The organism is uncultured Algibacter sp. (assembly GCF_905480415.1).
GTDB lineage: Bacteria > Bacteroidota > Bacteroidia > Flavobacteriales > Flavobacteriaceae > Algibacter_B.
On sequence record NZ_CAJQQI010000036.1, the window covers coordinates 1 to 12,544 of the forward strand.

Here is a 12,544-nt window from a genome sequence, read left to right on the forward strand (position 1 = left end):
TAAACCCTTTCTCGCTTGCTAATAGTCCATCATTAGTTAAATCTAATATGCTTCGGTAAGACGACATGGCATTAAAAAACCGAATAACACTTGGGCCATAGGCTTTAGTAAAGAATTTGTTATTTCCAGATAATAATTCATCTGGATTAACCGTGTTTCCTGTTGTTTTAGACATGCGCTGTCCGTTCAACTCTAACATGTTAGCGTGCATCCAATAATTAACCGGACTTTTTCCTTTGGCAGCCTCATTTTGAGCAATTTCACATTCGTGGTGCGGAAATTTTAAATCCATACCACCACCATGAATGTCAAACTGTTCGCCTAAATATTTAGTGCTCATGGCTGTACATTCTAGATGCCAACCCGGGAAACCATCACTCCAAGGTGAAGGCCAACGCATAATATGTTGAGGTTCGGCTTTTTTCCAAAGTGCAAAATCTTGAGGATTCTTTTTATCACTTTGGCCATCAAGCACACGTGTGTTATGAATTAAATCTTCAAGCTTACGCTTACTTAATTTACCATATTCATGAGTTTCATTGAATTTATGAACGTCAAAATATACAGAACCATTAACTTCATAAGCAAAACCATTCTCTATAATTTTACTTATGAGTTCAATTTGCTCTATAATGTGCCCTGTAGCTGTAGGCTCAATACTTGGTGGTAAAAAGTTTAATGTGTTTAGTATATTGTGAAAATCTACCGTATAGCGTTGAACAACTTCCATAGGTTCAATTTGTTCTAAACGCGCTTTTTTAGTGATTTTATCCTCGCCAGCATCAGCATCATTTTCTAAATGACCAGCATCAGTAATGTTTCTAACATATCTTACTTTATAACCTAAATGTTTTAAATAACGAAAAACCATGTCAAAAGACATGAAGGTTCTCACATTGCCTAAATGAACATTACTATAAACGGTAGGTCCGCAAACATACATTCCAATATGTCCCTCATTAATAGGTGTAAATATTTCTTTTTTGCCAGTAAGTGAGTTGTATAGTTTTATTGGATTTGATTGATATAACTGCATTTCTATTAAACGTTTAGTCGTTTGTTGTTAAGGCTTCAGAAAGTGATTTCTTAGAGCGTTAATTTTATTAGTAATAGATTCAACATCTAATCTAATGTTTTTATAGTTTTCTTCGGAAATAAATTCGATTTCTTTTAAAAAGTTAGAGGTCTATCGTTTAGTTGTAAAGCTGATTATTTGATACAACTTTATGACTAAACATCAAACATATCAGAATTTAGTCTCTAACTTTATATAATCAAGAAATTCACGACGTGTAGACATGTCTTTAAATTTCCCTCCGAATTCTGAAGTTACAGTGCTACTTTCAATATCGCGAATACCTCTTGAATTTACACACAGATGTTTTGCGTCTATAACACAAGCGACATCTTTAGTGTTTAAAACCTCTTGAAGTTCTCGAACCACTTGTATAGTAAGTCGTTCTTGTACTTGTGGGCGTTTTGCAAAATAATCAACAATACGATTCATTTTGGATAACCCGACAACAGTTCCGTTAGAAATGTAAGCAATGTGAGCACGGCCAACTATAGGTAATAAATGATGCTCGCAAGTTGAATATACGGTAATATTTTTTTCAACAAGCATTTCACCATACTTGTACTTGTTTTCAAAAGTAGAAGCACTTGGTTTTTTGTCTGGATCTAGTCCTCCAAATATTTCATTAACAAACATTTTTGCGACACGGTTTGGTGTCCCATTTAGACTATCGTCTGTTAAATCTAAACCTAAGGTTTCCATGATATGACGCACATCATCCTTAATGATGTCAATCTTTTCCTCGTTATTTAATTTAAAAGCATCATGTCGCATTGGTGTATTTTCAGATGTACCAATATGCTCATTTCCTAATGCATCAAAATCCTCTATGTTACTATCAAAAGCCATGAGTTATATATGTCAAATATTAGTTTGCAAAGATAAGCATTTCACTTTTTTTGTTACCCTTTTTGTTTGCAAAAATTAATTATTAAAGAATTCCTCGATTTTTCAATTGGAGGTTTTAATTGAATTTGTCATTCTCGCGAAAGCGGAAAACGGATTTAGGCTCCCCATTCAAAATGATTTCATAAATAAAAAAGCTTGAACATATGTTCAAGCTTTTAGAATTATTTTTAAATGATGATTAAATATTGAAACTCAAAGATAATGTAATATTAGAGTTTTGTCTATCAATACTAGCTGTATCAGTAAGCCCAACATTATAAAGCGGGGTAGCATCAGTGCGTTCCCATTTGTCATAAGTAACATCTAGCTTGGTATTACCAAAGTTATACCCAAGACCTAAAGAATACCCTGTTAAATCTCCAACGGTTAAACCATCAGTATAAGGGCTTTCTTCAAAACGGTAACCACCTCTAAAAGCGAATTGCTTATGCTTGTACTCACCACCAAAACGGTAGGTTGAAGCATCGGTTAAAACATTACTTATAGCATTGTTTAAATCATTATAATCTCTATTGGGTGTAAACTCAGTATTTCCATAGTCCTTTTTGGAATAATCGAAACTTATCAGTCCTTGTTTCGCAAAGACATAAGCTAAACTTCCTGTTATTTTTGAAGGTGTTTTTAGTTTGTATTGAGGATAAATATTGACAATATCACCTATAAAACGAATATCTGAATCTGCTTCATTTGAATCGATAAATTGCGTTGTTTCCTCTTCTATAGTGTACCAGGTTGGAGAATCATAAGTTAATCCAACTCTAAATTCTTGAGATAATTTCAGGATACCACCAAGTTGAAATGAAAACCCATTACCTGTTGTAGATAAGTTATTTTCAAAATCAATAGCAGTGATTAAGGCTCCATTTGAATTGTCTTCAAGAAAAGATGTGCTGCGTTGGTAATCGATAAAATGTGAATTTAAGTTAATTCCTAAATATAAATTATCTTCATACTGAGTGGCGAGGTTAAATGAAATTTTTCCGTTATACCCCGTGCTAGAATATAAATAATCATGATCAAAAGTTCCATCTGCCAAATTGGAGAAATACGTTGTATTATCATCGTTATTTGCATCAGGTTCAAGAATAAAAGCTTGATACCCTAAGAAAGCTTGTTGATGTCCAAAACCAAATACACTTCCTATATCTGAATACGCGTCTTCTATAAACTCACCATCTAACAAAGAAATGTCGCCTAGTCTCACACCGTCAGCATAACTTAAGAAATAAAGATCTATAGATTGGTTATTGGTATTTCTACCAACAGCGTTCCATGCATCTTCATAATTATTGGTCCTGTCGTAAGCGATCCCTAATGTAAATTTTTTCCAAGGCGAATTAGAATTGCTATTAGTAAAAACAAATGCAGCACCACCTTGATTAATATCAAAATTAGAAACACTCGAATTGGTTAAACCATCAAAATAGTTCGTATCGTTTTTCGCATTAATATTTGATCCAGAAAACGATGCATGACTTCTACTAAAAATAGCAGAGCCAGCCGGATTTATAGCAACTGCGCTCATATCGCCACCTAAGGCGCCAAAAGCACCACTTAATGCTCTAAAACGAGCGGTTCCTTGAATTTCACTTTGTGAAAATCTAACGGCATCGCTTATATCTTGCCCGTAAATTGTAGACATAGATAGTAAACCAATGACTAGTAAATTTAACTTTTTTATCTGCATATTTTTATCTTTTTAGTAGCCAGGTGTTATTAATCATTTAGAAAATAATACTTTGACTCATATTATATTGAATATTTTTATCTATTTAAATAGGATTAACGTCTTCTGCTACTTGAAGATCTTGAACCACTACTAGAGCTTCTGCTGCTGCTTGATGATCTAGATGATGAAGAGCTCGATTTTGAACTAGAAGAACTTCTGCTTGGTGAGTAACTTTTATTGTTTGAAGAGGACGATCTTCTAGAAGTACTAGAACCCGAATTACTTCTTGTTGGCTGTCTGTATTTAGAACTTGAGCTTCTTCTTGCCGTTGAAGATCTTGTCGTTGAATTTGTAGACGGTGTTCTTGTTACTGCAGATCTTCTTGTAACATCAGAAGATGTGCGTGTTCCGTTAGGATTATAAACCCTTCTATTGGTTGTGCCTGAAGTAGAATTTCTAGCAACACTACTTCTTCTTGTTGTATTATATTTTGATGTAGCACCTCTACTTTGTGAGCTTACAGAGCTGCGTCTGCTTAAATTAGTTCCTCTAGAATTGGCAGTGTAACTACCTCTTCTGCTAGCGCTATATGAAAGACCTCTTCTGCTATTGTAATACCCTCTATTATTGTAGAAACTTCTGTTGTAGTATCCTCTATTATTACCCCAGCCATTGTTAAAAGCCCAACCACCATAAAATCCACCACCATAAAAGGGAGAGCCCCAAAATGGGTTATTCCAACCGCTATAAAATCCACCGCCAAAACCACCGTTCCAACCCCAGTTGTTCCAGCCCCAATTATTCCATCCATTCAAGCCCCAACCAAAACCACCGTTCCAGCCCCAGTTGTTCCAGCCATTGTCGATGTAATTAATAGTAATGTTATTACTGTCTTGACCCCATCCTGCATAACCTTGATAATTATTAGGAATAGTATCGTTTTCAACATAATTAGAACTTTCATAAGTATCAATATCTGTAAAAATGGCCTCCTCGGCATTATAGCTTTCAGATTCTATAGATTTTGTTTTAAAGTAGTCCTTATAATAGTTGCTATTAGATTCGTTAGGCACTTCAACAACGGCCTCAGTATTTTGAGTTACTGGTGTGCCACCATAAATGCCATCACTGTCTACACCAACGTATTGATAAGAACCACATGATGCCAAGCCAAATAGTAAACCAAGAAGGGCTAAAATTGGCATTTTTCTTTTTAGGTAGTTGTTAAATTGCATATCTCTATAATTTTATTGTTGAACATAACAAAAATAGTTAGTTTTGCTGAACTATTTTATATTTCTAATAGATACAATATTTGTGCCAAAACAAAAATATGAGCAAAAAACTTACGAGTAGAGCAGAAGATTATTCAAAATGGTATAATGAATTGGTTGTTAAAGCAGATCTAGCAGAGAATTCCGCGGTTAGAGGATGTATGGTAATCAAGCCTTATGGTTATGCAATTTGGGAAAAAATGCAGGCAGAATTAGATAAAATGTTTAAAGAAACAGGACATGAAAATGCCTATTTCCCATTATTTGTGCCTAAAAGTTTGTTTGAAGCTGAAGAAAAAAATGCTGAAGGTTTCGCCAAAGAATGTGCTATCGTTACACATTACAGGTTGCAAAACGACCCAGATAAACCAGGAAAGTTAAGAGTAGACCCAGAAGCAAAGTTGGAAGAAGAACTTATTGTAAGACCAACCAGTGAAGCTATTATTTGGAATACTTTTAGAGGATGGGTTCAATCATACAGAGATTTACCACTTTTAATAAACCAATGGGCTAATGTAGTACGTTGGGAAATGCGTACGCGTTTGTTTTTGCGTACTGCCGAGTTTTTATGGCAAGAAGGACATACCGCTCATGAAACTAAAAAAGAAGCTTTGGCTGAGGCTGAATTAATGAATAATGTGTATGCGACCTTTGCTGAAAAATTCATGGCTATGCCTGTAATTCAAGGATTAAAAACAGAAAGTGAGCGATTTGCTGGAGCTGAAGAAACCTATTGCATTGAATCTTTAATGCAAGATGGAAAAGCGTTACAAGCTGGAACATCGCATTTTTTAGGTCAGAATTTTGCTAAGGCATTTGATGTTAAATTTGCTAATAAAGAAGGTAAACAGGATTATGTTTGGGCAACATCTTGGGGTGTTTCTACACGTTTAATGGGAGCCTTAATTATGACACATAGTGATGATCATGGATTAGTATTACCACCAAGCTTAGCACCAAATCAAGTGGTGATTGTTCCTATATATAAAAGTGAAGACGATTTAAATGCCATTACTGAAGTCGCTAATGGGGTTTTAAGTGATTTACGAGGAAAAAATATTACGGTGAAGTATGATAATAGAACGACTCGCAGACCAGGTGCTAAATTTGCGCAACACGAATTACAAGGCGTTCCATTACGAATCGCTATTGGAGCTAGGGATTTAGCTAACGGTACTGTTGAAATCGCAAGGCGAGATACCTTAACGAAAGAAGTTGTTACTCTTGATAGTTTGAACGAAAAAATAGAAGCGTTACTAATAGAGATTCAAGAGTCTTTATTCAAGAAAGCTTTAGATTTTAGAAATGAACATATTTCAGAAGTGGATACTTTTGATGAATTTAAATCTGTTTTAGAAACTAAAACTGGTTTTATTTCGGCGCATTGGGATGGTACTAATGAAACAGAAGAGAAAATTAAAACCCTTACCAAGGCCACTATTAGGTGTATTCCTTTAGAAGGGGAGGTTGAAGCAGGTGTTTGTGTGTATTCAGGAAAACCTTCGAAACGTAGAGTATTGTTTGCAAAGGCCTATTAATTCATCTAAAAATTGAGGTTAAAATAATTTTTTTTAAAAAAATATTATTTACCTCTTGCAACATTTAAAAATAGTTGTATTTTTGCATCCGCAATGGAAACGTTGTAAGTTATTTGAAAGATATTGTGAGTATAGATTTTAGTATTTATATTTGCACACTTGAAACAAAGGGCCCGTTCGTCTATCGGCTAGGACGCATGGTTTTCATCCATGTAAGAGGGGTTCGATTCCCCTACGGGCTACAATTAAAAATTAAGAAAAAAACAAAATGGCAAATCACAAGTCAGCATTAAAGAGAATTAGAAGTAACGAAGCAAAACGCTTAACTAACAAATATCAGCATAAAACAACTCGTAATGCTATTAAAAAATTACGTGAGTTAACTGATAAGAAAGAAGCTGAAACAATGTTTCCTTCAATTATTTCTATGTTAGACAGATTAGCAAAGAAAAATGTTATTCATGCTAACAAAGCAGCTAACCTGAAATCTGGTTTAGCGAAACACGTTGCTGCACTTTAATTAGATTTTAAGTTTTAAAATATATAAAAGCTTCTCAGAAATGAGAGGCTTTTTTTGTTTTAACATTAAATAATTTTAATGTTAAAAGGAATTATTATAATTGTTCAAGTTTAAGAAACAAAATTGTAAAAAAACAACTGTATTTGTCTTTTAATAATATAAATTTGCAACTATAAGAAGTTAATTATTTATATAATCTACACCATTGGAAAATAAAAAAGCAATAAAAGTAATCGATAAAATTCTTAAAGACCTTGATAAGACAGGTATTAATACAGAGGACTTAATCGATGACATCAAGGAATTAAGAACGTATGCTTTAGAAGAGCAAATTCCTTTAGTAGTAAAAGTGCTTAGGCTAACCTATGAGCATATAGAAGAAAACGATGCATTCCTAATACCTATGCTTGATGATGAGCCTATAGAAGAAGATGGTTCTATTGAAGCAAGTAATGATGAGTCTCCAGTAGAAAGTCTTAAGTATTTAATATCTCTAATAAGAAATCTTAACAACAAAGCAAATATTGCTGACTTAAAAGAATATAGGGATCTTTTGAATAATTAAATATTTCAAAAATTTTTTAAAAATATATAAAAAAAGCCTTGACATATATGTCAAGGCTTTTTTAGTTTGAGTTAGTTATATAGATTTCCGCGATGGCGGAATAAAATTTTTACTTCTAATTAACCATTCATAGAAATTAAAAACTCTTCGTTGTTTCTAGTTTGCTTGAAACGTTCGTTAATGAATTCCATGGCTTCAACAGGATTCATATCTGCAAGGTACTTGCGCATCACCCACATACGTTGAATAGTAACTTTGTCTAATAAAATATCGTCACGACGCGTACTTGAAGATGTAAGATCGATAGCAGGGAAAATTCTACGGTTAGATATTTTTCTATCTAACTGAAGTTCCATATTACCCGTTCCTTTAAATTCTTCGAAAATAACTTCGTCCATTTTAGAACCTGTTTCTGTAAGTGCTGTAGCAATAATGGTAAGCGAACCTCCATTTTCAATATTACGAGCTGCACCAAAGAAACGTTTTGGTTTGTGTAATGCGTTGGCATCAACACCACCACTTAATATTTTACCAGATGCAGGTTGAACGCTATTGTAAGCTCTTGCTAAACGCGTGATAGAGTCTAAAAGAATCACCACATCATGTCCGCATTCTACTAAACGTTTGGCTTTTTCAAGAACAATATTTGCAATTTTAACATGCTCGTGAGCCTCTTTATCAAAGGTTGAAGCAATAACTTCACCACGAACGTTACGTTGCATATCGGTTACCTCTTCAGGACGTTCATCAATTAATAAAATCATTTGATAAACCTCTGGATGGTTTGCTGCAATAGCATTAGCGACATCTTTTAGTAACATCGTTTTACCAGTTTTTGGTTGCGATACGATCATACCACGTTGTCCTTTTCCAATAGGCGAGAACAAATCCATAATTCTAGTAGAGATGGTGCTTTGACGCCCTGCTAAATTAAATTTTTCTTGAGGAAATAATGGTGTTAAATGTTCAAAAGACACGCGGTCTCTAACAACATTTGGATTCTGACCATTAATTTGACTCACTTTAATTAAAGGGAAATATTTTTCGCCTTCTTTTGGCGGGCGCACTTGTCCTAAAACAGTATCCCCAACTTTTAAACCAAATAATCTAATTTGTGATTGCGATACATAGATATCATCTGGTGATGATAAATAATTGTAATCTGATGAGCGTAAAAATCCATAACCATCTTGCATGACATCTAAAACGCCTTCGCTTTCAATAATGGCATCAAACTCAAAATCAGGGTCACGATAACGGTTTCTGGTATCTTTATTACCCTTATCAACATTACCACTTTTCTGGTTTTTATGCTGATTTTTGTTTGGATTGTTGTCAGGTCTTGGATTCGGTTTTTTCTGGTTATCATTGCGCGGTCTTGGATTTGGCTTATGTACCGGCTTTTTTTCTTCTTTATTTTGAGGAACAACAACGTTTGGTGTTGTTTCACTTTTTTGAGTCGATTCTGCTATTGGCACTGCTTCAACTTCCGGTTTGTTACCTTGTGCCTTATCGCTATTTTGTTGTTGCTCGTTTCTTGCAGGTTTTTGAACACGCTGTCTAGGTTTTCTAGCAGGTGGTGTTTGAGTTTTTGTTTCTGAAGAAGGTTCTGGAGCTACGACAGCTTTTACTGCTTTTGGGTCAGCAGCTTGTTGATCGAGTATTTGGTATACTAAATCTAATTTTTTCATTGAACGGTATTTAGGAACGTTCAATTTTTTAGCAATCTCCTGTAAATCAGTGAGTTTTTTTTCTTTTAATTGTGAAATTTCAAACATTGATGTTTAATTGAATATTTTATTTGAATACTAACTTGAGTTATTCTGAAAAATGATTTTTGAATCTTGAAGAATTAACCGCTTGTATGTGCGGTTGTTGTAAATTATTACTGCAATTATACGACTTTATTTTAATTTTTAGCAATAATTCTAGTATTTTTGCGGTCTAGTTTTTAAATTATTATGTTACAACGTATACAAACTATATACCTTTTATTAGCTGCTGGAATTTCAGCGGGACTCATTTTTGTATTTCATTTATGGATTACTAATGAAGGTGTAAATGTATATGTAAAAGACGACGTGCTTTATTTGGGATTATTTCTGGGTTCAGCAGTATTGTCTGTAGTAACGATTTTTATGTATAAAAACAGGAAGTCTCAATTTGTTATGGGGCGACTTAACATCATATTAAACTTTATTTTACTAGGATTTTTCGTGTATCAATCACTAAATGTATCTGGAGAGACGGCGGTTTCTGAGAAAGGTATTGGGATGCTTCTCCCTATTGTTTCTATCGTGTTATTGGCTTTAGCTAATAAGGCCATCAAGAAGGATGAAGAACTTGTAAAATCTGTTGATAGGTTACGATAAACCTAACATCTTAGTATTAGTGTGAAACCCAAGGTGAAAGCTTTGGGTTTTTTTATTAGTGAAACTCTATTTTGAAAAAGGTGTAGCAATGTATTTAAAATACGTAGTTGAACGAGCCCCGATTGATATCGGGATCTCAAGTTAATGACCTTTATGTTTAATCCGACGGTTATTTATTTTAAATAAACTCATTTAAAAAAAATGACACAAAAAAAGCCTGGAGTATATCCAGACTTTTAAAATTTTTAATAAAACGAATTGCTATTTTATTTCAACAAGCTCTAAGTCAAAAGTTAAATCCTGTCCAGCTAATGGATGATTGGCATCAGCAATAATATGATCTTCGTTAACTTCAGCGATACGAAATTGTACTTCTCTTCCATCTTCACCTTTCGATGCTAGTCCCATTCCTACTTCTGGCTTCATATCTTGTGGAAGTTGTTCTTTCTTTACTTCGTATAACAATTCTTTTTGCACGTCGCCATAAGCTTCAGCAACAGGGATGTTAATTGTTTTTTTCTCGTTTAATTCCATAGTCATAATACCTTTTTCAAAACCAGGAATAAGCATACCTTGACCTAAAGTTACTTCCAATGGTTCTCTGTCTACCGAGCTATCAAAAACTTGACCATTGCTTAGTTTTCCTGTGTAGTGTACTTTTACCGTATCATTTTCTTTTACTTGACTCATAAATAATAATGTTTACTGTTTTTTTTAATAAGGTTGCAAATTTACAATTTATCAATCAAATTCGCAGCGTTTTTTTAGTTTTTGGCGTTACCCTATCGGGTCAGGCTTTCCGCTATATCTTTTTTAAACGTCATAGCGAGGAGTGAACGACGTGGCTACCTGTTTATTATTTACTTGAAAGCTAATTTTGTGTTAGTTAGTTTAAAAAAAGGATGCCGCTTCAATCCCTAACGCACCTGACTACTAAGTAACGTTTCTGTGTTAGATAGTGTTACTGTTTATTTTGAAAAGAGACTGTTAGGAATTAGTTTTTGGATGCCTTACAGGAAACTCAATAACCTCTAAATTATCAATTTTTTTTCCGTCAATGGTAAACCGAAGCATGGTTCTTACTTTATGAAATCCGTGTTTGCCAACAGCTCCAGGATTCATGTGTATTAAGTTTAGTTTTTTATCAGGCATCACCTTTAAAATGTGAGAATGCCCACAAATAAAAAGTCTTGGAGGGTTTTGCTTAATGCCTTCATAAACTCTACTATTATATTTTGGTGGGTAACCGCCAATGTGTGTAATCCAAACATCAACATCTTCACAAATAAACCGGTTATGCTCTGGGAATTCTAAACGTACTTTATCATCATCAATATTACCATAAACACCGCGTAAAGGTTTTAGTCCTTTTATGGCATCAGTAACCTTTAAATCGCCAATATCTCCTGCGTGCCAAACTTCATCAGCTTGTTTTACGTATTTTAAAATGTCGTCGTCAATATAACTATGCGTATCTGAGAGGAGTAATATTTTTGTCATGGATTATATAACTGGAATGATGTTGGTAAAGTTATAGATAATTGTTTTAAATGTTACGAACTGATGACTAAGAATATTTCTTGATTAGCTAGGAAAATCAACGCACATTGTTCGATGTCTCATATAAGTTATTAAAACGGGCTTATATCATGTGGCATTGCTCAAAATCTGAAAACCTAACGTAAAACATCAACACAAATAAATAAAAGAACTGTTTCTTCCCACCTACAAAAAATCTTTATAAAGTGATAAAAGTCACTTTTCAATCTAAGAACCTATCGTAAATTTAGAATAAAAAAATATGATAAGAAGCTTAGAGCCTAAAGCATATAAGAAAGATATTAAAGTATTGGCAAATTTTGCAAAAGCTTTAGGGCATCCTTCTGGTGTTTCCATTTTAGTAAACCTTGAAAATCAATCGTATTGTTTCATCATAGATTTGGTAGGTGTATTGGCGATTTCTCAATCAACGGTTTCACACCATTTAAAAGAATAAAAAAAGGCAGGTCTTATTAAAGAAGAATTACAACTGCCAAAAATAAAGTATGGTATCAATCAAGAAAACTAGAAAAACATTATTTCGACAATTTTCTCATTGATATTTTTAATAGACATATTGTCTATTGGCAGTAAACAAATATAAATATTATGACCAAAGTAATTAAAATTTTAGGAACAGGATGTCCAAAATGTCAATCCATGACTGGTGTTGTTAAAGATGTGGTTTCAGAAAATGATATCGATGCTACTATTGAAAAAGTTGAGGATATAATGGAAATTATGAAGTTCAATATCATGATCACACCAGCTTTGGTAATAGATGATCTAATTACGATAAGAGGGAGAGTGCCTTCAAAAGATGAAGTCTTGGCTCTTTTAAACTAATACATACCGGCTATGGATTATCAAATCAAGGCTTCGTCTATTTCAAATATGGATGCCGTTGTTCATATAAAACAATCAAATCTAGATTTTGGTACGACTTCAAAAACTGCCGAAACCTTGCCCAATCCTGCGGAATTATTCTTGAGTTCTTTTGCTGCCTGTATTCTTAAAAATGTTGAACGTTTTTCGGGTATGATGAAATTTACCTATACAAAAGCCACTCTTGAAGTGAATGCG

At 33.8% G+C, this 12,544-nt stretch carries 13 protein-coding genes, 1 tRNA gene and 1 pseudogene; 8 read left to right on the forward strand and 7 right to left on the reverse strand.

The window, feature by feature from the left end; all coding sequences use genetic code 11:
* From cysS to QZ260_RS03220, 4 genes are all read right to left on the reverse strand, one after another.
* On the reverse strand, positions 1-1,036 hold a 1,036-nt coding region (gene cysS, locus QZ260_RS03205), incomplete at its 3' end, for a cysteine--tRNA ligase (RefSeq protein ID WP_295982651.1).
* A 210-nt stretch (positions 1,037-1,246) separates the two neighbouring features.
* Complete coding sequence (folE, locus tag QZ260_RS03210; RefSeq protein ID WP_295982654.1) at positions 1,247-1,924, reverse strand: GTP cyclohydrolase I FolE; 678 nt, start codon at positions 1,922-1,924, stop codon at positions 1,247-1,249.
* 238 nt (positions 1,925-2,162) lie between these two features.
* The gene (locus tag QZ260_RS03215) at positions 2,163-3,671 is read right to left on the reverse strand and encodes an outer membrane protein transport protein (protein ID WP_295982656.1); all 1,509 of its coding nucleotides are present in this window, start codon (positions 3,669-3,671) and stop codon (positions 2,163-2,165) included.
* Positions 3,672-3,766: 95 nt separating this feature from the next.
* Entirely contained in the window at positions 3,767-4,888 is a 1,122-nt protein-coding gene (locus QZ260_RS03220) for a hypothetical protein (protein ID WP_295982659.1), read from the reverse strand.
* Positions 4,889-4,986: 98 nt separating this feature from the next.
* On the opposite strand from QZ260_RS03220, the gene proS reads away from it, so the two are divergent.
* The 4 genes from proS (at position 4,987) to QZ260_RS03240 (ending at position 7,550) form a co-directional block, all read left to right on the forward strand.
* The gene (proS, locus tag QZ260_RS03225) at positions 4,987-6,465 is read left to right on the forward strand and encodes a proline--tRNA ligase (RefSeq protein ID WP_295982662.1); all 1,479 of its coding nucleotides are present in this window, start codon (positions 4,987-4,989) and stop codon (positions 6,463-6,465) included.
* 170 nt (positions 6,466-6,635) lie between these two features.
* Positions 6,636-6,707: transfer RNA gene (locus QZ260_RS03230), tRNA-Glu, on the forward strand.
* Positions 6,708-6,733: 26 nt separating this feature from the next.
* Positions 6,734-6,985, forward strand: a complete 252-nt coding sequence (rpsT, locus tag QZ260_RS03235; RefSeq protein ID WP_295982665.1) for a 30S ribosomal protein S20 — start codon at positions 6,734-6,736, stop codon at positions 6,983-6,985.
* Positions 6,986-7,190: 205 nt separating this feature from the next.
* Positions 7,191-7,550, forward strand: coding sequence for a hypothetical protein (locus tag QZ260_RS03240; protein WP_295982666.1), 360 nt, complete (start codon positions 7,191-7,193; stop codon positions 7,548-7,550).
* A 119-nt stretch (positions 7,551-7,669) separates the two neighbouring features.
* On the opposite strand, the gene rho is transcribed toward QZ260_RS03240, so the two are convergent.
* Positions 7,670-9,328 (reverse strand): transcription termination factor Rho, encoded by a 1,659-nt coding sequence (gene rho / locus QZ260_RS03245; protein WP_295982668.1) that lies wholly within the window; start codon positions 9,326-9,328, stop codon positions 7,670-7,672.
* Between the two features lie 183 nt (positions 9,329-9,511).
* On the opposite strand from rho, the gene QZ260_RS03250 reads away from it, so the two are divergent.
* Entirely contained in the window at positions 9,512-9,922 is a 411-nt protein-coding gene (locus QZ260_RS03250; RefSeq protein ID WP_295982670.1) for a DUF4293 domain-containing protein, read from the forward strand.
* 261 nt (positions 9,923-10,183) lie between these two features.
* Here QZ260_RS03250 and QZ260_RS03255 read toward each other — a convergent pair whose 3' ends face one another.
* Both QZ260_RS03255 and QZ260_RS03260 read right to left on the reverse strand, forming a co-directional pair.
* Positions 10,184-10,612, reverse strand: a complete 429-nt coding sequence (locus QZ260_RS03255; protein ID WP_295982671.1) for a peptidylprolyl isomerase — start codon at positions 10,610-10,612, stop codon at positions 10,184-10,186.
* A 297-nt stretch (positions 10,613-10,909) separates the two neighbouring features.
* Positions 10,910-11,422, reverse strand: coding sequence for a metallophosphoesterase family protein (locus QZ260_RS03260; protein WP_295982675.1), 513 nt, complete (start codon positions 11,420-11,422; stop codon positions 10,910-10,912).
* A gap of 301 nt (positions 11,423-11,723) precedes the next feature.
* Between QZ260_RS03260 and QZ260_RS03265 the strand changes: the two genes are divergently transcribed.
* The 3 genes and pseudogenes from QZ260_RS03265 to QZ260_RS03275 form a co-directional block, all read left to right on the forward strand.
* Positions 11,724-11,918, forward strand: coding sequence for an ArsR family transcriptional regulator (locus tag QZ260_RS03265; RefSeq protein ID WP_295982677.1), 195 nt, complete (start codon positions 11,724-11,726; stop codon positions 11,916-11,918).
* Positions 11,919-12,070: 152 nt separating this feature from the next.
* A complete protein-coding gene (locus QZ260_RS03270) occupies positions 12,071-12,307 on the forward strand; it encodes a thioredoxin family protein (RefSeq protein WP_295982679.1) in 237 nt (78 codons plus the stop codon).
* Positions 12,308-12,319: 12 nt separating this feature from the next.
* A pseudogene (locus QZ260_RS03275) lies at positions 12,320-12,544 on the forward strand (OsmC family peroxiredoxin); the annotation flags it as partial.

Coding starts and splice junctions, on each gene's coding strand:
- QZ260_RS03265 (WP_295982677.1), top strand. CDS start 11,724: ATGATAAGAAGCTTAGAGCCTAAAGCATATAAGAAAGATATTAAAGTA.
- proS (WP_295982662.1), top strand. CDS start 4,987: ATGAGCAAAAAACTTACGAGTAGAGCAGAAGATTATTCAAAATGGTAT.
- rpsT (WP_295982665.1), top strand. CDS start 6,734: ATGGCAAATCACAAGTCAGCATTAAAGAGAATTAGAAGTAACGAAGCA.
- QZ260_RS03220 (WP_295982659.1), bottom strand. CDS start 4,888: ATGCAATTTAACAACTACCTAAAAAGAAAAATGCCAATTTTAGCCCTT.
- QZ260_RS03260 (WP_295982675.1), bottom strand. CDS start 11,422: ATGACAAAAATATTACTCCTCTCAGATACGCATAGTTATATTGACGAC.
- rho (WP_295982668.1), bottom strand. CDS start 9,328: ATGTTTGAAATTTCACAATTAAAAGAAAAAAAACTCACTGATTTACAG.
- QZ260_RS03255 (WP_295982671.1), bottom strand. CDS start 10,612: ATGAGTCAAGTAAAAGAAAATGATACGGTAAAAGTACACTACACAGGA.
- QZ260_RS03215 (WP_295982656.1), bottom strand. CDS start 3,671: ATGCAGATAAAAAAGTTAAATTTACTAGTCATTGGTTTACTATCTATG.
- folE (WP_295982654.1), bottom strand. CDS start 1,924: ATGGCTTTTGATAGTAACATAGAGGATTTTGATGCATTAGGAAATGAG.
- QZ260_RS03250 (WP_295982670.1), top strand. CDS start 9,512: ATGTTACAACGTATACAAACTATATACCTTTTATTAGCTGCTGGAATT.
- QZ260_RS03270 (WP_295982679.1), top strand. CDS start 12,071: ATGACCAAAGTAATTAAAATTTTAGGAACAGGATGTCCAAAATGTCAA.